The sequence below is a fragment of the Streptomyces sp. NPDC053541 genome, assembly GCF_044544705.1.
In the GTDB taxonomy this organism is placed as follows: domain Bacteria; phylum Actinomycetota; class Actinomycetes; order Streptomycetales; family Streptomycetaceae; genus Streptomyces.
Genome location: NZ_JBITXM010000011.1, coordinates 341,574 through 363,747, shown reverse-complemented (window position 1 = coordinate 363,747; position 22,174 = coordinate 341,574). Strand labels below are relative to the sequence as shown.

22 protein-coding genes are annotated in these 22,174 nt (G+C 72.4%); 8 read left to right on the top strand and 14 right to left on the bottom strand.

Going from position 1 to position 22,174, the window contains the following annotated elements:
- Nucleotides 1–18: 18 nt before the first annotated feature.
- Nucleotides 19–696, bottom strand: coding sequence for a DUF2238 domain-containing protein (locus tag ACIGW2_RS28355; RefSeq protein ID WP_399846817.1), 678 nt, complete (start codon nt 694–696; stop codon nt 19–21).
- A 379-nt stretch (nt 697–1,075) separates the two neighbouring features.
- Between ACIGW2_RS28355 and ACIGW2_RS28350 the strand changes: the two genes are divergently transcribed.
- From ACIGW2_RS28350 to ACIGW2_RS28340, 3 genes are all read left to right on the top strand, one after another.
- Nucleotides 1,076–1,414, top strand: a complete 339-nt coding sequence (locus ACIGW2_RS28350) for an alpha-amylase (RefSeq protein WP_399846816.1) — start codon at nt 1,076–1,078, stop codon at nt 1,412–1,414.
- A 255-nt stretch (nt 1,415–1,669) separates the two neighbouring features.
- Nucleotides 1,670–2,517 (top strand): IS5 family transposase gene (locus ACIGW2_RS28345; protein WP_399846862.1). Its coding sequence is split into 2 segments (ribosomal slippage): nt 1,670–2,009 and nt 2,009–2,517, totalling 849 coding nucleotides; the frame shifts between segments, so codons are not numbered across the junction.
- Nucleotides 2,518–2,659: 142 nt separating this feature from the next.
- Nucleotides 2,660–3,511 (top strand): alpha/beta fold hydrolase, encoded by an 852-nt coding sequence (locus tag ACIGW2_RS28340; RefSeq protein ID WP_391656688.1) that lies wholly within the window; start codon nt 2,660–2,662, stop codon nt 3,509–3,511.
- A gap of 867 nt (nt 3,512–4,378) precedes the next feature.
- Here the strand turns inward: ACIGW2_RS28340 and ACIGW2_RS28335 are convergent.
- From ACIGW2_RS28335 to ACIGW2_RS28315, 5 genes are all read right to left on the bottom strand, one after another.
- Nucleotides 4,379–4,930 (bottom strand): EF-hand domain-containing protein, encoded by a 552-nt coding sequence (locus tag ACIGW2_RS28335; RefSeq protein WP_356066890.1) that lies wholly within the window; start codon nt 4,928–4,930, stop codon nt 4,379–4,381.
- A gap of 375 nt (nt 4,931–5,305) precedes the next feature.
- Nucleotides 5,306–6,628 carry an SdrD B-like domain-containing protein gene (locus ACIGW2_RS28330; RefSeq protein ID WP_399846814.1) on the bottom strand — a complete coding sequence of 441 codons (1,323 nt, stop codon included), beginning with the start codon at nt 6,626–6,628 and terminating at the stop codon, nt 5,306–5,308.
- Between the two features lie 533 nt (nt 6,629–7,161).
- The gene (locus ACIGW2_RS28325; RefSeq protein WP_356066886.1) at nt 7,162–7,959 is read right to left on the bottom strand and encodes a matrixin family metalloprotease; all 798 of its coding nucleotides are present in this window, start codon (nt 7,957–7,959) and stop codon (nt 7,162–7,164) included.
- A gap of 476 nt (nt 7,960–8,435) precedes the next feature.
- Nucleotides 8,436–10,859, bottom strand: a complete 2,424-nt coding sequence (locus tag ACIGW2_RS28320) for an FtsX-like permease family protein (RefSeq protein ID WP_399846812.1) — start codon at nt 10,857–10,859, stop codon at nt 8,436–8,438.
- Nucleotides 10,859–11,662 (bottom strand): ABC transporter ATP-binding protein, encoded by an 804-nt coding sequence (locus ACIGW2_RS28315; protein ID WP_391656691.1) that lies wholly within the window; start codon nt 11,660–11,662, stop codon nt 10,859–10,861. The genes ACIGW2_RS28320 and ACIGW2_RS28315 overlap by 1 nt, the downstream gene beginning before the upstream one ends.
- 150 nt (nt 11,663–11,812) lie before the next feature.
- Here ACIGW2_RS28315 and ACIGW2_RS28310 point away from each other — a divergent pair, with 150 nt between their 5' ends.
- Nucleotides 11,813–12,223: a PPOX class F420-dependent oxidoreductase gene (locus tag ACIGW2_RS28310; RefSeq protein ID WP_391656692.1), complete on the top strand. Its 411-nt coding sequence runs from the start codon at nt 11,813–11,815 to the stop codon at nt 12,221–12,223.
- A gap of 132 nt (nt 12,224–12,355) precedes the next feature.
- Here the strand turns inward: ACIGW2_RS28310 and ACIGW2_RS28305 are convergent, their stop codons facing one another.
- Together ACIGW2_RS28305 and ACIGW2_RS28300 are read right to left on the bottom strand one after the other, a co-directional pair.
- A complete protein-coding gene (locus tag ACIGW2_RS28305) occupies nt 12,356–13,168 on the bottom strand; it encodes a DUF6193 family natural product biosynthesis protein (RefSeq protein WP_399846811.1) in 813 nt (270 codons plus the stop codon).
- Nucleotides 13,165–14,121, bottom strand: a complete 957-nt coding sequence (locus ACIGW2_RS28300) for a hypothetical protein (protein ID WP_399846810.1) — start codon at nt 14,119–14,121, stop codon at nt 13,165–13,167. The genes ACIGW2_RS28305 and ACIGW2_RS28300 overlap by 4 nt, the downstream gene beginning before the upstream one ends.
- Here ACIGW2_RS28300 and ACIGW2_RS28295 point away from each other — a divergent pair.
- A complete protein-coding gene (locus tag ACIGW2_RS28295; RefSeq protein WP_399846809.1) occupies nt 14,083–14,484 on the top strand; it encodes a CGNR zinc finger domain-containing protein in 402 nt (133 codons plus the stop codon). The two genes, ACIGW2_RS28300 and ACIGW2_RS28295, sit on opposite strands and share 39 nt — an antisense overlap.
- Before the next feature lie 87 nt (nt 14,485–14,571).
- Here ACIGW2_RS28295 and ACIGW2_RS28290 read toward each other — a convergent pair whose 3' ends face one another.
- Nucleotides 14,572–15,009, bottom strand: a complete 438-nt coding sequence (locus ACIGW2_RS28290) for a hypothetical protein (protein WP_399846808.1) — start codon at nt 15,007–15,009, stop codon at nt 14,572–14,574.
- A gap of 60 nt (nt 15,010–15,069) precedes the next feature.
- The gene (locus ACIGW2_RS28285; protein WP_356066872.1) at nt 15,070–15,735 is read right to left on the bottom strand and encodes a hypothetical protein; all 666 of its coding nucleotides are present in this window, start codon (nt 15,733–15,735) and stop codon (nt 15,070–15,072) included.
- 260 nt (nt 15,736–15,995) lie between these two features.
- On the opposite strand from ACIGW2_RS28285, the gene ACIGW2_RS28280 reads away from it, so the two are divergent.
- Entirely contained in the window at nt 15,996–16,265 is a 270-nt protein-coding gene (locus tag ACIGW2_RS28280; protein ID WP_356066870.1) for a hypothetical protein, read from the top strand.
- Nucleotides 16,266–16,471: 206 nt separating this feature from the next.
- Here ACIGW2_RS28280 and ACIGW2_RS28275 read toward each other — a convergent pair whose 3' ends face one another.
- From ACIGW2_RS28275 to ACIGW2_RS28260, 4 genes are all read right to left on the bottom strand, one after another.
- The gene (locus ACIGW2_RS28275; protein WP_399846805.1) at nt 16,472–17,368 is read right to left on the bottom strand and encodes an RNA polymerase sigma-70 factor; all 897 of its coding nucleotides are present in this window, start codon (nt 17,366–17,368) and stop codon (nt 16,472–16,474) included.
- Between the two features lie 86 nt (nt 17,369–17,454).
- Complete coding sequence (locus tag ACIGW2_RS28270; protein WP_399846861.1) at nt 17,455–18,735, bottom strand: NAD(P)/FAD-dependent oxidoreductase; 1,281 nt, start codon at nt 18,733–18,735, stop codon at nt 17,455–17,457.
- Nucleotides 18,736–18,892: 157 nt separating this feature from the next.
- The gene (locus tag ACIGW2_RS28265) at nt 18,893–19,474 is read right to left on the bottom strand and encodes a hypothetical protein (protein ID WP_399846804.1); all 582 of its coding nucleotides are present in this window, start codon (nt 19,472–19,474) and stop codon (nt 18,893–18,895) included.
- A complete protein-coding gene (locus ACIGW2_RS28260) occupies nt 19,458–20,387 on the bottom strand; it encodes a LysR family transcriptional regulator ArgP (protein ID WP_399846803.1) in 930 nt (309 codons plus the stop codon). Before ACIGW2_RS28260 ends, ACIGW2_RS28265 begins: the two co-directional genes overlap by 17 nt.
- Before the next feature lie 69 nt (nt 20,388–20,456).
- On the opposite strand from ACIGW2_RS28260, the gene ACIGW2_RS28255 reads away from it, so the two are divergent.
- Nucleotides 20,457–21,080 (top strand): LysE/ArgO family amino acid transporter, encoded by a 624-nt coding sequence (locus ACIGW2_RS28255; protein WP_356066866.1) that lies wholly within the window; start codon nt 20,457–20,459, stop codon nt 21,078–21,080.
- Between the two features lie 229 nt (nt 21,081–21,309).
- Nucleotides 21,310–22,017, top strand: a complete 708-nt coding sequence (locus ACIGW2_RS28250; protein ID WP_391656700.1) for an SDR family oxidoreductase — start codon at nt 21,310–21,312, stop codon at nt 22,015–22,017.
- Nucleotides 22,018–22,174 lie beyond the last annotated feature (157 nt).

The window sequence follows — 22,174 nt, the reverse complement described above, 5'->3', positions numbered from 1 at the left end:
GGCGCCTTCTGGGCCGGTTCAGCCCTTCGAGGAGGAGGACGGTGACAGGCGGCCGAGGCTGCGGTCGTGCAGGCGGCTGAGGAGCATCAGGGAGCACACGGCGCCGATCAGCGCGCAGAACATGTCCCACTGGGTGTCCCACACGTCGCCCTGCGTGCCCAGGAACGCGTCGGCGGCTTCGCCTCCGGTCACGGCCGCCGCCCACTCCAGCATCTCGAACACGGCGCTGAAGGCCAGGCAGGCGCAGACGGCAAGCGGGGCGAGCCAGCGGCTCCCCCGCAGCGGCGACGTACGCACCAGGAGTTCGCGGACGAGGATCGCCGGGACGAAGCCCTGCATGAGGTGGCCGAAACGGTCGTAGGGGTTGCGCTCCAGGCCGAGCCAGTCGCGCACCCAGCCACCTGCCGGGACCTCCGCGTACGTGTAGTGCCCGCCCACGATCAGGACGAGCGCGTGCGCGGCCAGCAGACCGCAGAGCAGGCCGCTCAGGGCGAACCGCCGACGGAGCACGATCGCCAGTGGCAGACCCACCGTCACCCACACCGTCTCCAACAGCCAGGTGGTCGGGTCCTTGACGCCCCACGCGGACACCGCGAGCGACGCGGCGACGCAGAGCGCGAGAACGGTCGGCATCCGGCGCCGGAACGTGGGACGTGCGTCCTGCACCGGGCTGACGGTCGGGTGGATGGCGGACATCGCGAGCTCCTCGTGTTCGGGGTGTGCCCATCCTTGGGTCCGCCGCGAAATCCCGCCATGCGCGCACGTACTCAAGCACCCTGCCCAGGTACCCAGTTGACGCCCGTCCCGCGGCCGGGCGTCCGGTTGTTCGGTGACGGGGAACCGGCCGCTGTGAACCCACAGCAGCCTGGGTGCGTCCGCCGAGGCTACGTCGGTTCACGGGTACGGATGCTGAGCCGGCCCCGAGCCCGACCGGAGTGAGCAACCGACAGGAATGCAAGCCATTTCACTCATGAAATAGCGGGATGACCTGCTCTTTGGCGCCAATACTCATCGCATGGCTGAAAATCTTTGCAGGTAGTTGCGCAAGACACTCGCGGGCATGAAGGTTCGGTGCATGGCCAACCTCATGACGCGCATAGCGCGCCCCGCCGCCCTCGCTGCCGCGACAATCGGGGGCCTCCTGACGGCTCTCGCCGTCGCTCCGACCGCCGTCGCAGCCACCGGAGATCCCGCTCCGTCGTGCGTGGCGTACTACCAGAGCTGGCGCTACACCGACGCTCACAACGGTTGCTCCGAGACCGTCGCCGTCACCGTCGAGTACACGAACGGCCAGTGGGCGCCGTGCCGCGTCATCCTGCCCGGCCAGTGGGCGACCTTCGCCGGCTACGGAACGGACGGCAACTACGCCACCGGGCTCCGCACCTGTGACCCGAACACGCCCAGCGGGACCTGAACCCGAGAAGCGCGGGCCCACTGAGTCGAACGACGATCAGCCGCGGTAGAAGTCGCCTCGTTGCCCGGAGGCTGGTGACGCCCGAGACAGCCCATTCCCGCCTGGCCGTACGCCTGCCCGTGGCGGCCGGGAGCAGCCGGAGCGCGGCGGTCCGTTCGCCGCCCCAGCAGGTGTGCACGATGGCGCCCGGCCACGCCGGTACCCACGGCCCCTAGGGGGTGTCCGTAAAGTCGATCGCTCGTTGCTCCGTTCGTGGTGCGTCGACATGAACTGACGGATGATTCCTGGGCGTTGATCGCTCCGTTGCTGGCGCCGGGCCGGGTGGGCAGGCCTGTGCGGGACCGGCGCCAGGTCGTCAACGGGATCTTGTGGAAGCTGTCCACCGGTGCCGCATGGCGGGACCTGCCCGAGCGCTATGGGCCGTGGAAGACGGTCTACGAGCGTTTCCGGCGCTGGTCGCAGGATGGGACATGGGACCGGCTGCTGACCCATGTCCAGCAACACTCCGACGCCGTCGGGGCCGTCGACTGGACCATTGTGTGTGTCGACTCGACCACGGTCCGAGCACATCAGCACGCGGCCGGGGCCCGAAAAGGGGGCCCTGGGAAGGGGAAGCGCTCGGCCGGTCACGCGGCGGGCTGACCAGCAAGATCCACCTCGCCTGTGACGGCCAGGGCCGGCCTCTCGCCTTCACGCTCACAGGCGGGAACGTGAACGACTGCACCCAGTTCGAGCCGGTCATGGCCCGGATCAAGGTGCCCCGGCCGGGGCCGGGACGGCCCCGGACCCGGCCCGACCGTGTCGTCGCGGACAAGGGCTACTCGGCGCGGAAGATCCGCGCCTACCTGCGACGACGAGGGATCGCCTGCACCATTCCCGAGCGGATCGACCAGGTCAACGGCCGCATCCGCCGCGGCGAGACCCTCTGCCGCCTCGACCGCACCGCCTACCGGCGGCGCAATGTCGTCGAGCGCTGCTTCAGCCGGCTCAAGCAGAACCGGGCCCTGGCCACCCGCTACGACAAACGCGCACAGCACTACCAAGCCATGGTGACCCTCGCCTGCCTCCGCCTCTGGCTCAACGACTTTACGGACACCCCCTAGGCCCCGGTGACCGGTAGCCTCGGTCTGCCGCCTCCGGTCGGGTGGCGGCGACGCCGCCCAACTGGGCTGTGTGTGCCGTCTCGTGAGCGAGTAGGACCTTCACGACCTTTCGAACGCCCGGCGATCCGAGGAGAGCTGAGAAGTGGCTGAGGTAGACCTTTCGGCCGGCACCGTGGAGTATCTCGACACGGGCGGTGGGGGCCCGGTCGTGGTACTGCTGCACGGTGTCGCGATGGACGGCTCCCTGTGGCGGAACGTGGTGGCGCCGCTGCGCTCCCAGTTCCGTTGCGTGGTACCGACGTTGCCGCTGGGTGGTCATCGCCGGCCGATGAAGACGGACGCGGACCTGTCGATCGCCGGCGTGGCACGACTGGTCGCGGAGTTCCTCGACCGGCTCGACCTGCGCGACGTCACGCTGGTGATGAGCGACTGGGGCGGTGCGCAGGCCCTGGTCGCCGAGGGCAGGGATGAGCGGATCGGGCGCCTCGTCATCACCTCGTGCGAGGCGTTCGACAACTTCCCTCCGGGCCTGCCCGGCCGCAACCTCTTCACCTCCGCGAAGCTGCCGGGCGGCATCAGCCTCGCTTTCAGACTGCTGAAGTGGAAGCCGATGCGGCGACTGCCGATGACCTGGGGCTGGATGAGCAAGCGGCCGGTCCCGCACGACGTGATGGACGCCTGGTTCGCACCGCTGTGGAACTCCGAGGAGATCCGCCGCGACCTGCGCAAGTACGTGCTCGGTGTCCCCCCGAAGAACGAACTCCTTCGCTGGGCGGAGAAGTTGCGCGGCTTCGACCGCCCCGCCCTCGTGGTGTGGGCAGCCGAGGACAAGGTGATGCCGCCCGAGCACGGGCGCAGGCTCGCCGAGCTGCTGCCCAAGGGACGACTCGTCGAGGTCGAGGACAGCTACACCCTCATTCCCGAGGACCAGCCGGAACTGCTCAGCGCCCACATCCGGGCCTTCGCGCTGACCGGCGAGCCAGGCTCCTCGTAGAGGTCCCCTGGGCCGGGCCATGGGCCCATGGGGTCGACGGGCCGCCGGACTGTTGGTCGACCACCGGGTCCCCAGCCGCCGTGGCACAGCGTGCGAAAGCGGCGGAAGCCGCCGAGGGTCCGGGGCACGCCGACGGCTCCGTCGCCGCTCTCGTCATGGTCGTACGACGCTCGGGGTGCCGGGGGATCCGGGTGCGGGTCCGCAGCGCGAAGGCGGTCGTGGCCGGTGCCCAGCACAGGCCCAGCGCGAGGTGGGTGAGGGGGACCAGGTCCAGGGTGGCGGCGGTGACGGCGGTCTGCGTCGCTCCGCCATGCTGTCCAGACCCGCCTCGTGGGCGGACCCGAGGTACACACCACTGATGGGCTCAAGGCCTTCGACCGCGTCGACGACGAGAACGAGCCCGTTGAACAGCGTCCCGTCGGTGACTGCGTCGCCGAACGCGGCGGCGGCGTCCGCGTCACCGCCGGCGACGCCCTCGTGCCTCACGTACTGCGTCGTGGGCTCGTACCGGACCCGGACCCGGCTCGCCCGGACCGCACCCCGGAGGGTCCGCGTGGCGGCCTGAATCCCGGCGGCAGTCCTGGCCGTACCCCCGTACTCCTCGGCGAGCACGGTGGTCAGCGCGGCGGCCAGGTTCGTCGCGCTGTGCCACGAGTGTCCGACCGCGCTCTCCTCGTCCGGGGCCACCCCGGCCCCGGGTTGATCGGGCTCCGGAGAGAAACGATCCATCGGCCCGGGCGACACAGGCTCGGCGCAACTCGTGGGCGGGCGGCCCGGTCGGGCCGGCGCGCGTGACCCCTTCCGCGGCGCGTCTCGTGACAGCGCCCCGGCACCAGGTCGTGGTGCCGGGGCGCGGGCGTGTCGGGGTCAGACCTGACCGAAGATCAGGGAGCCGGGGGCGCTGGGGTCGTTGGAGTAGTAGTGCTCGCGCAGCGTCCGGATGAACTCCGTACGCGAGACGCGCCCGTCTCCGTCGGCGTCGATCTTGTCGAACGTGTCCATGGCCGTGGGGTCGGTGACCTGCCAGACCTCGGCGAGGAAGCGGTGGAACTCCGCCTTGCTGATCTCGTTGTCTCCGTCGACGTCGATCACGTCGAACATCGCGTGGCCGCTGCCTTCGACGAGGTTCATCCGGCTGGTGTCGACGGCGAGCAGGCGCATGGCCTGGACGTACTGCTCGCGGTCGAGGCGGTCGCCCTGACCGCCCGCGTGACGCAGCACCTCCAGCCACTGCATCTGGTGGAACGCGGTCAGCTCCCGGACGCGACGGTCATTCCTGTCGAGCTTGTAGGCGTTGATGTAGCGGTCGGCCAGCGCCTGGTAGTCGGGCCACTCCACGTACCCGTCCTTGTCGGCGTCCAGGAGGTCGAAGGACCGCCCGTACTTGTCGCTGATGACGTCGTTCGTCACAGTCGTCATGTCGTTTCCCCTTTGCATGGCCGATGGATCGGTCAGCCGCATGGTGCTGGCCGGGCAGGGTCGTGTGGGGAGCTTCGGCCCAAGATCACTCGTTGGCGCGAACCGGATCAAGCCACGGCGCACGAGAGGCGGTGGCCGATCGCCCGCATCGGATCGACCGGCACTGATCATGGAGCAGTTCTGGCACGGCATGTACTTCGCGGTCGGCGCGGGCAGCCTGGTCGAGGCGCAGCCCGACGCGATCGCAGGAGACCGGGCCCTCGCCGGGCTGACCTGGCCTGGGGCACCCCCTCGGCCGGACCGGCGGGCTCGCGGGAGGGTGCGCCCGCGCCGGGAGGGCGGGCGGGCGGGGCACGCTCTCCCGGCCGCTGCCGGTCAGGCCGGGCAGTGCGGCGGCTCCGGCGTCTCTCCGTACGCGGGGACCGAGGCGGGCGCACAGGTGCCGCTCGGCGCCGGAGTGTAGGTGGGCGTGGGCTCGGGTGACACGGTGGCCGGCGGCGTCGGGAAGCCCGGGAGGGTGGGTGTGGGCCGGCCGCTGATCGTGGGGAGGGGTGCGGGGGTGGTGGGGTCGGTCGGCGTGGGCGTGGGCGTAGGCGTGGGTGAGTCGGTGGGTGTGGATGTGGGGGTGGGAGGGGTGGACTCCGTGTCGGTCGGGGTCGGAACGGCCGTATCCGTCGGCGAAGGGCTCGGAACAACCCGGCAGGTCAGCGTCATGTCGGCGTCCGTGACGCTGTCTCCGTCGCTGGTGTCGGCGGCGAGGGAGGTCGTCGGTGGCGTGTAGTCGGGGGATGTCGTGGTGACCTGGTAGTGCCCCGGGGCGATGTCCACGAAGGAGTAGTGGCCCTGGTCGTCCGTCGTCGTGGTGACGGGTGTGCCGTCCGGGGTCAGGACCGGGGCGCCGTTCTCGTCCAGCAGGCGCACCTCCTGTCCCGTCGGGGTTCCGCAGTCGGAGGTGAGGCCGCCGGCGATCTGCGAGGAGAGGGAGGAGGTCCACAACTGGTAGACGGGGAAGCCGGTCTGCATGCTGAAGGTCAGGGTGAGGCTCGTGACGGGCACCGTGGGCTGGAACCATCCCGCGGCACCGGCCGTGTCGGCGCCGTTGCCGGAGAGGGTGCTGGTCGAAGGGTCCCAGACGGGCTGGTCGGTATCGGTTCCGGTGGGGCCGCAGGACGACGGCTTCGGTGAGGACTGGCAGTAGTTGAACGCGCCCTGCCAGCCCAGCTCCTCCGCTGTGAGGGGCTGCCCGTCGGCGCCGGTCGCGGAGACCTGGACCCGGTCGGCGTCGATGTCGCCGAGGGTGAACGCGAAGGTCCCGGCGTTGGTCGGCGACTCGAAGGTGAGGGTCGTCGTGGAGGGCGTGCGCCCGGCCGCGGTGCGCAGGTTGACGTAGCTCTTGCCCTGCGACGTCCCGTAGCGGGCTCCCACGGGGGTGCCCGGCCCCAGGAAGGCGGAGCTGCCGGACTGGACGGTCGTGGTGCTGCTGTCCGTGGTCACCGCCGCGGTGGGAAATCCGGCCAGCGGGATGCCGACCTCCCCCGTGGTCCCGTTCATGGTCCACTCGCCGTACGAGGACGTGGCGTCCGCGTAGGCCACGGTCGGGGGCCAGCACCACAGGGCGGTGGCGAGCGCGCCGCCCACGGCGGCGAGGGCGGCGTTGCGGGCATGTCTACGGTGGCCGAGGCGTCCGAACGAGGTCATGGCCGCCACCCTCGCGCAAGGGTCCTCCTTCTCGGGAGGACTGACGCCGTGACAGGATGAGGTTTCATCCGATCGTCGCAACACCTGCCGGGCGCGCCCCGCGGCGGACCGGCCCAGCGGGACGGCACACGGGTGACTCCCCGCGTTGCCTCGCCAACTACCGCGCTGTCACACGCAGTTCATGTCGCGCCGGCGGTCGCAATCGCCACCGTTCGCCATGGCGCGCGGCTGTATCGGATGCTCCCCGCGCTCGTTGTGTCGATCATGGAACGACACCGTGACTCCGTATCCCTGGCCAGCCTGACCGGCGCCTACTGGCTCGATTCCCCGGTGCTCCCGCAGGGGCGACACACCCGACGCACCCCCGGCGAAGGACCGGCGAGTCTCGTATCCCAGCGGAGACGCACTCTCGACCAGCACCCGCGCTCCGCGAACGGCCCGACAGGACGCCCTCACCTCGATCCCGACGCGTGAAGAGATCCGCGCCGGTGCCCCCGGCCCGGTGCCGGGCCGGGGGCACCACGGCGGCTCCGTCAGGTGCCGGCCTTCGGGTAGAGCAGGTTCAGCACCGAGAAGTCGTCGGACGACGGGTGCTGCGGGAATTCGGGAACCGACATGCAGCTGTTGGTCGACCCGTTGTGGTCCAGCCCCAGTGCGTGGCCCATCTCGTGGCACGCGACGCTACGCCGCGCCGAGTAGGTGTTCGGCGTCACCTGGTCGTTGAGCCTCACGACGACGGAACCGTCCACGAAGTAGCCGCCGGAGGTGGTGTACGAGGTCTGGCCGTACCAGTCGGTTCCGTAGTTGCCGTTGTAGGTGTGGACGCAGTGCCGGCCGCTGGGGCAACCGCCCGTGTACCAGCGGTAGTAGGCGTCGATGCCGGGCGCCTGGTACCAGTCGACCTGCGCGTCGCTCACCGGCCAGCTGTCGCTGGTGTGGTCGAGGAAGTACACCTGCGGGTCGTTGTAGGCGCCGTACGTCCACTTGGCGCCGCACAGCGCGGACGCGGTTCCGACGGTCGGGGAGCAGCCGAGCGTCCCGAGGTCGGCCGTGGCGGTCGCGTCCGCGTCCTGCACGCCGCGGATGCCCTGGCGCCGCAGGGACGCCCTCAGCTCGTCGGGCGTGACGCCCGCGGCGGGCTCGTAGATGGCGGTGTAGACGGTGCCGTCGGCGCGTTCCTGCACGACGTACACCGCTTCGTCGTGCTGAACGGCGGCGGTCCTGGGCTCCGTACCGCGCAGCGGATCGGCAGCGGCTTGTGGCGCCGACAGACCCGCCAGCGCCAGGACGAGGCCGGCCAGTCCGATCATCGATCTGGTAGCTCGGAACATGCGTCTCCCCCAAGGTCGGCCCCCCGACCGCGTCCGCGGCCGAAGACACGGGCACCGGAGGTGCAGACTGGCATGTATATGCCAGGACAGGGACGCGATTTCCGGGCGATCCGTCGCCGAGGGCCCTGAGGTGGGGCTGCTGTCGGTGCGTCCGTGCCCGGTGGAACGCGACGGATGGTCAGCGGTCCTGGGGAAAGCACACCAAGCGGAACTCCTCAGGACGTTGCCGGACCCGGCCGCTTCCCCAAGGCCAGGGAGGGCTTCCCCGGGGCCCGGGGAGGGCTTCCCCACCGGGCCGTCGCGCTCGCCGGTGGGGCGTTCGGGCGGGTGAAGCCGCTGGCAGAGGGGGTGCGGTCAGGAAGGCCGTACTTCTCCGCCAAGGGCTTCGCACGCGTGTCACCCGTCCGGCGTCGATGTGTCCGGTTCTGCCCTCCGCGGTCGGCGACCGGCGTGCTCGACATGCTCGGCACACCTGCTCATCGCAGGACCGCCCGGGCCGGGAGGGAGGTCGAGGCGAGGGTGAGGAGCAGGGCGGCGGCCGCGAAGGAGCCGACGAGGAGCGGCGGCAGGTAGGGGCCCTCGCCCGTGAGGCCGTGTGTCATGGGCACGAGGGTCGCCAGGGCGATCGCCCCGCCCAGGACGGTGCCGGCGACGCCGACCACCAGGCCTTCCCAGCGGATCATCCGCAGGACCTGGCGGCGGGTGGTGCCGACGAGCCGGAGGGTGCGGAGTTCGCGGCGGCGGGCGAGGACGGTCATCACCAGCGTGTTGGCGGCGGCGACGGCCGCGAATCCGCCCAGGACGGCGGCCATGGTGGTGTTGGCCCAGGCGTTGACCTCGCGGTCACGGCTCTGCGCGGCGGCCCGGCCCGCGGCGTCGGTGACCGTGCCGAGAGCCGCGAGGCGGTCCGGCGTGCCGCCGCGGACGAGCAGTTCGTCGGCGTAGGGGACGGTGCGGTGCCCGGCCAGGTCGGCGGCGGGCAGGGTGACCTCCGCGAGACCGAGGCCGCGCCCGTAGGTGGCGACGACCTGGGGCGAGGCGGTGCGGCCGTCGGGCAGCCGCAGCTGGAGGCGCTGTCCGGAGCGGACGCCCACGGCATCGGCGAGGTGGGCGTCGACGGCGACCGTGCCGGGGCGCAGGTCGCTGAGGGACCCGGTGCGCACGTCGAGGTCGAGTACGGGGCGGGGGTCGGCGGAGACGGCCAGCGCGGTGGCGCTCCGGAAGCCCGTGTCGCGGTCGGGGAGCAGGACGCCGGTGTGCTGGAGGGCCACGGCGGCGGTCACGCCGGGGAGGCGGGCGGCGCGGGAGGCGGCGTCGACGGGCAGCCCGGACGGTGCCGTCACGACGTGGTCGGCGAGGACGCCTGCGCGCTGCTGGTGCTCGGCGGCGCGGTCGGTGCTGGCGTGCAGCAGGACGAGGGTGGAGGCGAAGGACGTCGCGAGCACGAGGGGCGTGAGCGCGGAGGCGAGCCGGCGGGCGTTGGCGCGGGAGTTGGCGGCGGCGAGGTGCCCGGGGGCACCGGCGGCGTGGAGCGGCAGGCCGAGGACGGTGGCGCTGAGCCGGGCGACCAGCGGGCCGAGGAGCGCCACGGCCAGCATGAAGAGCATGACGACGCCGAGGGCGGCGTTGGCGGCGTCCTCACCGGAGCCGGCGGCGGCGACCCCGGCGAGCGCGGTGCCGCCCGCGGCGGCGATCACGCCGAGGACGGTGCGGCCCCGGCCGATCGCGCGCCGTTCGGTCTGCGCCTCGGCGAGGGCGAGGCCGGGCGCGACGCGGGAGGGGCGGCGGGCGGCGGCGAACCCGGCGCCCAGGGCCGTCAGGACGACGACGAGGACGGCGGCGGCGTACGGCAGGGGTGCGGTGTCGAGCCGTACGCCCTGCGGAATCGCGCCCTTGTCGCGAAGCTGTCCGAACCACCAGCTCGCGAGGGCGAATCCGGGCAGGCAGCCGAGGGCGCCGGCGAGCGGGGCGAGCAGCAGGGACTCGGTCGCGATGGAGCGGCGCAGTTGGCGCGGGGTGGCGCCGATGGCCCGCAGCAGGGCGAACTCGCGGGAGCGCTGGCTCACGGAGAGCGCGACGGTGCCGGCCGCGGTGAAGACGGCGACCAGGGTGGCGATGCCGCCGAAGGAGCCGCCGAGTGCGACCAGCATCTCCTGGGCGGCGGGGAGCGCGGCGCCCTCGGCGAGGCTGCGGTCGTCGCCGGTGCGCACCTCGGCCTTGCCGCCCAGGGCGCGGTCGACCTCGGCGGCGAGCGTGGCGGGGTCCGTGCCGGGAGCGGGCAGGACGGCGATGGCGTCGACGGTGCGGGGGTGGCCGGAGAGGGCGAGGGCCTGGGCGTCGGTGAACCAGGCGCCGGGCGTGGGGGTGGTTCCGGAGACGGTGAAGCTCCGCCGGCCGAGCGGGGTGTCGAGGGTGACGCGCTCGCCCACGCGCGCGTGGCCGCCGCCGAGGACGACCTCGCCGGGGCCGGGGGCGGTTCCGGAGGCGAGGCGGGTGCCGGTGAAGGCGGTGGAGCCCCAGCCGGAGGCGGTGAGCGGGGTGCCGGCGGCGTCGCGTACGGGGTAGCTGACGTCGCCGACGGCACGGGCGGCGCCCGAGGCGCGGGCGGCGGAGTGGACGAGCGAGGCGTCGAGGCGGGCGCGGTCGGGCAGGGCGGCGGAGAAGGTCTCGCGTTCCGGGCCGCTGCCGATGGTGGCGTGCACCTGCTGGTCGGCCGCGGCGACGACGGGCGCACCGGCGTAACGGCCGGGCGGTACGGAGGCGGTGAGGCCGGTCTGGAGCAGCAGCCCGCAGGCGGAGACGACGGCGGCGGCGAGCAGCAGGGCGACGAAGGTGCCGACGAAGGAGGAGGGCTTGAAGCGGACGGCGGCCCGGGCGAGGCCGTTGGGTCGGAGTGGCATCAGGCGACCGCCCCGAGCCGGGCGGAGGACGTGGCCGAGGCCGTCGCCGTGGCGGTGAGTTCCGTCATCAGGGCGGCGATCCGGGCCGGGGTGGACCGGGGAAGGCGGTCGGCGAGGGCGCCGTCCGCGAGGAAGAGGACGTGGTCGGCGTAGGCGGCGGCGACCGGGTCGTGGGTGACCATGACGACGGTCGCGCCGAGCCGGTCGACGGCGTCGCGGAGCAGGGTGAGGATCTCCGCGGCGGTGGTGGTGTCGAGGGCGCCGGTGGGCTCGTCGCCGAAGATCACGTCCGGCCGGGTGACGAGGGCGCGGGCGATGGCGACCCGCTGCTGCTGGCCGCCGGAGAGCTCGGAGGGCCGTCGGGCGCCCTTGTCGGCGAGGCCGACCTGCCCGAGGACCTCGGCGGCGCGGTTCCGGTCGGGGCGGAGGCCGGCGAGGCGCAGCGGGAGGAGCACGTTCTGCTCGACGGTGAGCGAGGGCAGGAGGTTGAAGGCCTGGAAGACGAAGCCGAGGCGGCTGCGGCGCAGCTGGGTGAGCTTGTCCTCGCCGAGGCCGGTGATCTCGGTGCCGCCGAGCCGGACCGAGCCGGAGGTGGGGCGGTCGAGTCCGGCGGCGCACTGCAGGAAGGTCGACTTGCCGGATCCGGACGGTCCCATGACCGCGGTGAAGCTGCCGCGCGGCAGGCTCAGGTCGATGCCGCGCAGGGCGTCCACGGCGCGGTCTCCCTTGCCGTACCGGCGCCGTACTCCGGCGAGTTCGACGGCCGCTGCCGTCGCCGTCGAGGGGGCGGCTTCCCGTGCCATGGGTTCCTCCGTACGTTCGGGTTCGTCCTGTTCAACGTACGGATAGGGGCAGGTCAGGGACCATGACGGCGGCCGGTGGATCATGGGTGGGGCTGTCCCCACCCCGTCCGGCTTGACCTCAACCACGCTTGAGTTTCCAGGGTCGGTCGCATGATCTTCACCGACGGGGAGCGCGAGTACCTCAGGTCCCAGATGCCGGCCCGCTTGGCCACCGTCGGTCCCGACGGCTGTCCGCAAGTCCGCCCGGTGGGCTTTCGCCTCAACGACGACGGCACCATCGACATCGGCGGGCCGGCCATGGCCCGCAGCCGGAAGCACCGCAACGCGCAGGCTCGCCCCGGTGTCTCCGTGGTGGTGGACGACCTGGCCCCGGCCGATGACCCGGTCGCGGGCGGGTGGGGCCGCGGAGTCGAGATCCGGGGCCGTGCCGAGGTGCTGACCGTCGACGTACCGCCGGTGGCACCCCACCGCTTCAGTAGGGACATCATCCGCGTGCACCCCCGACGGATCATCACCTGGAACCTGGAAGGCCGGGGGTCCGTCGCCCGCGACGTCGCATGACGGCCGCAGTCCCCGATCAGCAGTGGTCCTGACGGGACTCCGGCCCCTCCGCGGTTCTCCCGCACTCGGGGAGCGGGTGCGGACACCGTTTGCCTGGTACGGCTACCAGCTCGGCCCGAGGTCGGAAGGAACTCACTGGCTCTCGCGGTCACGCAGGTCGTGCCGGGTCCCTGCGACGGCCGGTCCCCAGGTCGCCGGCATGCGGGCGACGACCTCGGCGGCGGCTTCCTGGGCCGTGAAGACGCGCTCGGTCGAGAATGGCTCGCCGCGGTGGTGGACCGCATAGCGGTGGTCACCGAGTGGATGGATCGTCGAGACGTCCCGGGAGAACGGGGACCCCGTGCATCTGCTGAACATCAGGGCGGCGTGGCTGGTGTAGGGGAAGAGCGCTCTCAGTCTGGGCTCGGCGTGCGCCGCACGGAGCATTTCCTGGTCCCAGTGTGTATCCGCCGTCAGGTAGCAGCCCCATTTCTCTGCAACGGCGTATTCGGCGCCGCGTTCGTGGGCCAGAGCGAGGGGGCTGGCCGTCAGGAAGGGTGCTGCCGCCTGAAGTTGGGCGAGCGTGGCGCCTGCCCGCCAGGCCGCGGCGGCCGCCGCGAGCTCGGTGAGGTCGTTGGTGGAGCCGTTCGTGAGATGCACACCTTGCCCCCACGCGGAGACGAGGAACACCCGCTCCGCGGCTCCGAGGTGGACGCTGAATCTGTCAAGACGCGGGTTGCGGCTGGTGACTACCGCGTGGATGAGTGACGAACTGCCGGAAGAGGACCGAACCTCGCCGACGTCCAAGGCGTTCTCGGCGGCACACTGGGCGAGCGCCGCAGAGAGACTCCCTGCCGCAGCAAGATCCGGGTACAGCGCGGGGCTGGGTTGGATTGGCTGCCGCCCCCGTCGCGTGGAACGGTCGGCGGCCGAGTGCGACGCTCCGCGGGCAGACGGCTTGGTCACGTGCTGCTCCGTCGCACATGGCGGACAGGGTGTTCGTCGGCAGCGCCGCTGAGCCAGGAGCCGTCGCCCAGGGGCACCAGCTCATACGGGTGGGGCGTCTCGGCGGTGAACTCGCCTCTGAGAGTCCCCGTGTGCACGTCGACCAGGTGGTGGCGGAAGTACTCCTCGTCGTCCTCGTCCATGCCGCCCAGGGTGACGATGGCCAGGTCCGAAGTCAGGTAGCCGCCGGCCCACTCCACCCACGTGTCAACGGCGTCGTCGTGTCCGAAGGCTTCGACGGGCAGGGTGAAGAGCGCCTCGCCGCTGGGGTGGCGGTGGAACGCGACGTCCTCCTGCCCGTGGTCGACGGTCATGAACTGCCGACCGTCCGGCGCCAGGTCGATCAGGCACCGGTCCGACCAGGGATACGTCGTGAACTCCGGCTCGCCGGCGGCCCCGAGCGCGGCTCGGAAGACGGCGGAGCCGTCCTGTCCCTCACCGACGTTGAGGTAGAGGCTGCCGTCCACGGGGTGTACGTAGTGGATGGCGCCGTGCCCGACCGTCTCGAGCTCCCTGCGGGCCAGGACGGCACCATTGTCGGCGTCGTGCACCACCCACTGGTCTCCGCCCCCACGTCCCGCCATCGCGTCCGGCCGGTACACCCACACCCGGCGGCCGTCGAGGGACAGCACACAGCCAGGCTGGTGGCCATGGGGACGGTCCGAGTGCGGCTCGAACTCCGACGCCCACACGAGCTCACCGGCACGGGTGACGCACACGACGCTGTTCAGCGTCGTGTACACGACGCGCTCCAGGTCGGGCCGGACCGCCGACTCCAAGGCCTCGTCGTTCCGGCGCGGGTGGAACACCGCGGCGGACTCCAGCGTGCCGAGCGCACCGGAGGCCGGGACGTACGCGTAGATCAGCCCGTCGCGATGGCGCGTGATCACGTTCGAAGGGCGCAGAGAAGGCATGCGCCGAGGCTAACGCCCAGCTCGGGCCCTCGGTCAGCCGGGACGTCGGTCGCGGGGTGCGAAGACGCAGGGGCCGCCTGTCACCCGAAGGGCGAGGGGGACGAGCGCACCCGTCGCGTGAGCTGCTCGACGTCAGCGTGGCTGCTGTTCGGCGATGGCTGCCCAGTCGTCCGTTGCGCGGCCGTCGGCGATCGCCTGGTCGAAGACTTCCCTGAGCAGCTCGCCGAACGGCAGGGGGACCGCTTGGTCCGCTGCCGCTGCGCAGGCCTTTTCCTCGACACCAGTCGCGGCGCGAGCCGCCGCTGGTGCTCGATGAACACCTGCGGCAACAGGGTCAAGAAGGCCCGACTCGCCAACAAGTAGCAGGGAACAGGGACTTACCGCTTCCGAAGGGTGACCGTCGCCCGTGGCGTTCGCCTCGTTGGCCGTCCCGGCCGGTCTTCGTGACCGTCACGGGTGGGACGGGGTGCGTGGATCGTCGATGTCGACGGTGATCGCCACCCCGGAGGTCGATCGGAACGTGGCGACGCTTCCCGACAGCTGAATTCGCTCGAAGGGATTGGATTCGGTGAAGAACATCGCCCAGATCAGCTTGCGGCCGGCAGTCAGGCGTGCGAGGAACCCCTCCGAACCGAACGACCCCTCTCCGCCCCACAGGAGGCCCTTCTCCCCCAGGTCCACGACGGCCCGCCCGTCGACCGAGGACACCGAGGACACCGAGGAAGGATCTTCTTCCCGCATCTCGTCGAGATCGATCCGGGAGAGCACGGAGAAGCCGCTCGGGGTCGCGCGGTCGAGGGCGACAGCGTAGGAGCGTCCGTCAGCGAAGTGGAGTGCGTCCACGAGGGGAAGCTCAAGCTCTTCCCACAGGCGCTCGATCATGGTCATCTCCCCTTCCTACACCCGTCTTCCGCGCCCGTCTTTCCACGCCCCTCGCGGAGGCGGCGGTCAGCCGCCGTGCAGGCCCCACTCGTCGAGTCCGCCGTAGACATGGGCTTCCTGGCATCCCGGGGCGTCCATGGCCACGGCCTCGCCCCGGTACACGGCGATGAGGGAATCAGCGCCCCGCCACCAGGTGTCGGTCAGGCCGCGTACTTCGGGCACCGGCTCGTACCCTTCGAGGTCCAGGGAGTCGACGGCCTCGCCGGTGAGGCGCGTGACGGTTCTCGCCCACCGTCTCGCGTGGGCGGCCAGCGCCAGGGACTCCACCCAGCCTTCGGTGTCGGCATGCAGGGGCGCCCAGCGGTAGCCGTGGATCCCGAACTCGCCGCCAGGGCCGATCACGAAACCGTAGGCCATCGACACGCGACAGTCCCCGGCCGGGATCCACCAGCCCTCGGCGGCCGAACCCTCGGGAACGTCCGCGCCCAGGACGCGCGGGCCGCTCTCGTAGAGCGGGGCCGGCGGCAGCGCGAGGCCGCCCCAGCGGTCCTCGAAGGCCACCGCGCGATCGATCTCCGCGGCCGGGATCCCGTGAGCGGCCCAGACGTCGCGGTGACGCCCGAGGTCCTGCCGCGCGACACGGATGCCTTCCGACTCGACGAAGCCCTTGGCCCTGCGGGTCAGACCGGCCGGCGCGACCGGGATGGGCGATACGGGAGGGTCAGCCGTCATGACATCGGAGTCTAGGCCGAGGACTCCCCAGGCCCGGGGGGGGAGCCCGCCGCGGTGTGCTGGACGCCGATCGCCGGTCCGCCGGGGAGCAGGGGCGCGCCCGCCCTGGCCGTTGCACTGTATGGCGGAATGGCGAATCGGTTCAGCCGACCGGGCTGGGTGACACCGCGCGAGTGGGGAGCCGCGTGGCCGGGTGGATGAGGGGAGCCTGGCGGCGCGGGGGCGGGCGAAGGACCGCCCCATGATGTGAGGAGATCCCCATGAAGACGTTGACGCGTCTCGTCGCCGTCGCCGCCTGTACGGCCGCGGCGGCGCTCGCCGTCGTTCCCGTGGCGCAGGCCGCGCCCGCCGCGAAGGCGGCGGCCGGGTGCCGCTACTACTACACCAGCTATTTCAACGGCCCCAACGGGGAGAAGACCGGCAGTGGCGAGTACGCCGAGGGCGACCACGACCCCGAGGGGCGCATCTGCCGCAATGGCTGGTGGGTCTCGCCGTACGAGCTGGACGACCAGGCGCTTTCCTTCAGCTGATGCCGGCGGTGGTGAGGGGGCCGCTCCGGTTGCCCGCCACCGAGGCCGCGCACGCACATTTCTGACCATGTGAAACGGGCGAAGGGCCTGGTCGGTGACGACCAGGCCCTTCGCTGCTCGGCGGGCAGGGGGACGGAACGGCGCCGCCCGGCCCGTTCCCGTGGCCGTGGCCGGGCGGCGCCGGGCGGCGGTGGCCGCGACCGTCGTCAGCGCAGCGTGAGCGGGGTGTCGGAGGTGAGGTGGGTGAGCTTCTCGGGGTTGCGCACGAAGTAGACGCCGCTGATGCGGGCGTCCTCCACGCGGACGGCCATGACGCCGTCGAGTTCGCCGCCCACGTACACGGCGAGTGCGGGGCTGCCGTTGACGAGGGTGGGTTCCCAGGTGATCGTGGCCTCGACCTTGGCCGAGCCGCCGAGCCAGAAGCGGACGAGCTTCTCGGCGCCGACGACCGGGTGCAGCGCGGCGCGCTTGACGCCGCCGCCGTCGCTGAGCAGGACGACGTCCGGGGCGAGGACGTCGAGGAGGTCCTGCGGGTTACCGGTCTCGACGGCGCGCCGGAAGGACTCCAGGGCCGCCCGGGTCTCGCTCGCGGAGGCGGTCCGGCGGGGGCGGCGGGCGCCGACGTGCCGGCGGGCGCGGTGGGCGATCTGCCGGACGGCCTCGGGGGTCTTGTCGACGGCCTCGGCGATCTCGTCGTACTCGACGTCAAAGACCTCGCGCAGCACGAACACGGCCCGCTCGGTGGGGGTGAGGCTCTCCAGGACCAGCATCATCGCCATCGACATGCTCTCGGCGAGTTCGACGTCCTCGGCCACGTCCGGTGCGGTGACCAGCGGTTCGGGCAGCCACGGGCCGACGTACGCCTCGCGGCGGCGCTTGACGGTGCGCAGCCGGTTGAGCGCCTGACGGGTCGTGATCCGCACCAGGTAGGCCCGCTCGTCGCCGACGCGTTCCGGGTCGACCTTGATCCAGCGCAGCCAGGTCTCCTGGAGGACGTCCTCGGCGTCGGCGGCCGAGCCGAGCATCTCGTACGCCACGGTGAAGAGCAGGTTGCGGTGCGCGACGAACGCCTCGGTCGCCGCATCGGTGGTGTGGTCTGTCATCTCTCGGCCTCTCCCTGTTCGACTGCCTGTCCGCTGCCGCTGTCTGCTGTCCGCTTCCCGCCGGCGGTGTGTTCGCCCCCGGGCGGCTACAGCGTTTCCAGCCGGCGGGGCGTGTCCTCGGCGGCCGAGGCCCCGGGCCTGGCCGTGGCCGTGGTCGTGGTCGTGGACGTGGGGTCGGGGTTGGCGGTCACGCGGTGCTTGCGCTTGGGCAGGCCGAAGGTCGGGTGCGCGGTGCCCCACAACGACATGCGCACGATGGCCGACTTGATCCTCGCGGCCTTCAGGCCACCGATGTACTTCGGCTTCGCCCGTGCTTCGCCGTCGACCATCTGCAGGATCCCGTCGCGCCGCCCGAGGCTGATGTGGTTGCCCAGGTACTCCAGCTTGCTGTGCGTGATCTTGCCACCGGTCAGACGGGCGACGATCGCGTCCGTGGCCTGCCGACCGGTGTAGCCGGCCGAGGCACAGGACATCGGCAGCGGGAGGCCGTTGTCGCCGAGGGCGTGGGCGCTGTCGCCGACGGCGTAGACGTCCGGGTGGGAGACCGAGCGCATGGCGCGGTCGACGAGGATCCGGCCTTCCTCGGTGACGTCGAGGCCGGCGGTCGCGGCGAGCGGGCCGACCTCGAAGCCCGCCGTCCACACGGTGGCGTCGGAGTCCAGGAGCGTGCCGTCGGCGCAGCGGACCCGGGTCGCCTCGACGGCTTCGACGACGGTGTGTTCGAGGACGGTGACGCCCAGCCGGTCGCAGGCCGCGCGCAGGTGGGCGCGGGCGCCGCTGGACAGGCGGTCGCCCAGCTCGCCGCGGGCGATCAGGGTCACCGAGAGGCCGGGGCGGGACTCGGCGATCTCGGTGGCGGTCTCGATGCCGGTCAGGCCGTCGCCGACGACGAGTACGGTTCCGCCGGCGCCTTGTGCGTCGAGGGTGTCGAGGCGCTCGCGCAGGCGCAGGGCGGAGGGGCGGGCGGCGATGTCGAAGGCGTACGCGGCGACGCCGGGGACGCCCTGGTCGGCGCCGTGGCTGCCGAGGGCGTGGATCAGGGTGTCGTAGGCGAGTTCCGCGCCGCCCTCGGCGTCGTCCACGGTGACGGTCCGGCGCTCGGGTTCGAGGGCGGTGGCCCGGGCCACGCGCAGCCGGATCCCGGTGCCGGCGAAGACCTCGGTCAGCGGCGGGGCATCGATGTGCTGGCCGGCCGCGAGCTGGTGCAGCCGCAGGCGCTGGACGAAGTCCGGTTCCGCGTTCACCACGGTGATCGCGACGTCGGCCGGGTCCAGCCGCCGGGCGAGGGTTCCGGCCACGTAGGCACCGGCGTAGCCGGCGCCGAGGACGAGGATGTGGTGCCGCGAGTCCCGCTTGTCGTGGGTCATCGCGTCTCCGGTCATCGCCCGTCCCGTCATCAGGTGTCCGGTCATGTCGTGTCCGGTCATGTCGTGTCCGGTCATGTCGTGTCCGGTCATGTCGTGTCCGGTCATGTCGTCTCCTCCGTCTCCCAGGGGGTTCGGCCTCAAGACACCAGCGGGCCGATCACCGTGACACGATGTGACGCAGGTCACACGCCGAGAGGACTCGGAGGGGAGGGAATGCGGTCCGCTCGGTCAGTGGGTCGCGCGCCAGCGGGGAGCGTCGTCGTCCGGCGTGTCCGGGGAAGCGAAGTGGAACGGCACACCGAGGTGATCGGCCAGCGTCGGCGGCCGCACGGCCGGGCGGAGCGCCCTGCGGGCCTTCGTGGACGGTCGCCAGGTGGCCCTCCCCTTCCGGATCGTCCAGGACCGCGACCAGGACCACGAACCAGTCGTGCACCGTGTCGCCGTCCCACAGCGCCTCGACCGCGACCACTCGTCCCGCAAAGGCCGCGGCGCGGGCCGCGAGGGAGGGGACGTCGAGCGGGTCCGGGGCGCGCCGCACCCGCCCGCCGAGGGCCTCGTACCGCGCGTGGACCACCCGCTCGGCCTCGTACAGGCCGACGTCCAGCGGACGCAGGGCCTCCCAGACCGTCCTGACCGCAGACATGCGACGGGCACGGAGGACGTCGGCGTCGACCGCGTGGCGGGTCCGCTCCTCCAGGTACGGCCACCAGCCGCTCAGCGGGCTACGACGGGAGCTCACGCGCGCCGCTCCCCCGGTCGGGCAGGAGGGCCTCTGCGGCGGCCGTCGCCACCACGTCGGCGACGGTGGACAGGGCGGGCGAGTCAAGTTTCCACTGCTGCCAGTACAGGGGGACGTCCATGGGCCGGTTCGGAGCGAGTTCCATCAGCCGGCCGGCGAGGAGCAGCGGTTCCGCCTGCGGTTCGGGCACCATGCCCCAGCCGAGGCCGAAGGCGACGGCGTCGCGGAACCCGTCGGACGTGGGCACCAGGTGGCGGATGCGCCCCGCGCCGGAGCGGCCCTTCGTGAGGGACCGGACGAAGGCGTCCTGGAGGCCGTCGCGCCGGTCGAAGGTCACCGTCGGGGCCTCGGGCAGGTCCTCGTGCAGCTTCCCCGCGAGGTGGGTGGCGGCGAACTCGGGCGCGGCCACGGCCCGGTAGCGGGCCAGGCCCAGCGGCCGTACGGTGCAGCCGGCCACCGGGTCGGGAGACGAGGTGACGGCCGCCATCACCTGCCCCTCGCGCAGCAGGGCGGTGGTGTGGGCCTCGTCCTCCCGGTGGAGCTCGAAGCAGACCGGCGGCTGCTGCGGAACCCGGGTGAGGGCGGGCAGGAACCAGGTGGCCAGGGAGTCGGCGTTGACCGCGATCGGGATCCGGGCCGGGCCCAGCTCCGCCTCCAGGCCCAGCTCGGCGCGGGCGTCCCGTTCCAGGCGCGCCATCTGGCGGGCGAAGCGCACCACCACCTCGCCCGACTCGGTCGGGCGCACCGGTTTGCTGCGCATCAACAGCACCCGGCCGGTGCGCTGTTCCAGCGCCTTGACGCGCTGGCTGATCGCGGAGGGCGTCACGTGCAGGGCGGCCGCGGCGGCGTCGAAGGTGCCCTCGTCGACGACGGCCAGCAGGGTCCGTACCAGATCCAGGGGAAGCTCGTTCATAAGTACGGCTAAGGATACGTAAGAAAGTTTAGCTGTCGCCATCGAGCCGCGGTCCTTACGGTCAAGGTCATGAACAGCAACACCCTTGCCGCCCTCGTCGCCGGATTCGGAGCGGGGCTCTCCCTCATCGTCGCCATCGGCGCCCAGAACGCGTTCGTCCTGCGCCAAGGCGCCCGCCGTCACGCGGTCCTCGCGGTCGTCGCGATCTGCGCCCTGTCGGACGCGGTGCTGATCGCACTCGGTGTGGCGGGGGTGGGAGCCGTGGTCACGGCGTGGCCGGCGGCGCTGACCGCCGTGGGCGTGGTGGGCGGGGTGTTCCTGCTGGTGTACGGGCTCCTCGCCGCCCGCCGCGTCCTGCGGCCCGATCCGGCCGCCGCCCTGACGGCGGGCGGTCCTGCGGCCGGTTCGGCCCGCCGGGCGGTGCTGACGTGTCTGGCGATGACCTGGCTGAACCCGCACGTGTACCTGGACACGGTGCTGCTCCTCGGCTCGCTCGCGTCGGACCGCGGCGACCTTCGCTGGGCCTTCGGCGTGGGCGCGGCCCTGGCCAGCCTGAGCTGGTTCTTCGCGCTGGGCTTCGGCGCCCGGCTGCTGAGCGGCTTCCTGTCCCGTCCGAAGGCGTGGCGGGTGCTGGACGGGCTGGTCGCGGCGACCATGCTGACGATGGGCGGGATGCTGGTGGCCGGGGCGTAGACGGATTGCGGATGTGTGTGTGGGGCCGGGTTCGGCCGCGTCGGTGCACGGTCGTTCGCGGCCCGTCCGCGCTCCGTCTCCGCCGGGCGAGGGCCTATCGTGCTGCCGGAGTACCGGAGCACGGGAGTGCCGGACCACCGGAGTGCTGGACCACCGGAGTTCTGGACCACCGGAGTGCCTTGGTGGCCGAACGCCCGGCCCCGGCCGTCCGCAGAGGGGGAGAAAGAGCATGAACACCGCAACGACGGTCTCGCTGGTCACGGGTGGCAACAGGGGCATCGGCCGCGAGACCGCGCGCCAGCTCGCCGCCCTCGGTCACACCGTCCTGCTGTCCGCCCGCCGTCCGCAGGACGCCGAACGGGCCGTCGCCGACCTGGCTCCCGGACTGCCCGGCACCCTGCTCCCCTGCCGGCTGGACGTGACCGACGCCGACGACGTACGCGCCCTCGCCCGCCGCGTGGAAGGGGAGTTCGGGCGCCTCGACGTCCTCGTCAACAACGCGGCCATCAACTACGACACCGCCCAGCGCGCCGTCTCCGCCGACCTCGACGACGTCCGCCGCACCCTGGAGACCAACCTCTTCGGCGCCTGGCAGACCGCGCAGACCTTCCTGCCGCTGCTGCGCCGATCGCGCCACCCCCGCATCGTGAACGTCTCCAGCGAGTCCGGGTCCCTGGAGCACATGGGCGGCGGCACCCCCGCGTACGGCGTCTCGAAGGCCGCCCTCAACGCCCTGACCCGCAAACTCGCCGACGAGCTGCGCGCCGAGCGGATCCTGGTCAACGCCGTCTGCCCGGGATGGATCGCCACCGACATGGGCGGGCCGGGCGGCGACCCCGTCGATCAGGGCGCCGCGAGCGTGGTCTGGGCGGCGACCCTGCCCGACTCCGGACCCACCGGCGGTTTCTTCCGGAAGGGCGCGCCACTGCCCTGGTGACGGGGCTCCGGCCGGTCCCTCCCGCCCCTCCCGTCCTTCCCGGTCCCTCCCCGGTCGTTGCCGGCCCATCCCCGGCCCCTTCGCGACGGCGTCACGTCCGCGGCCGTACGCGTGGCCCGTCGTACACGTGGCACGTCGTACGCATGACCTGCTGTAC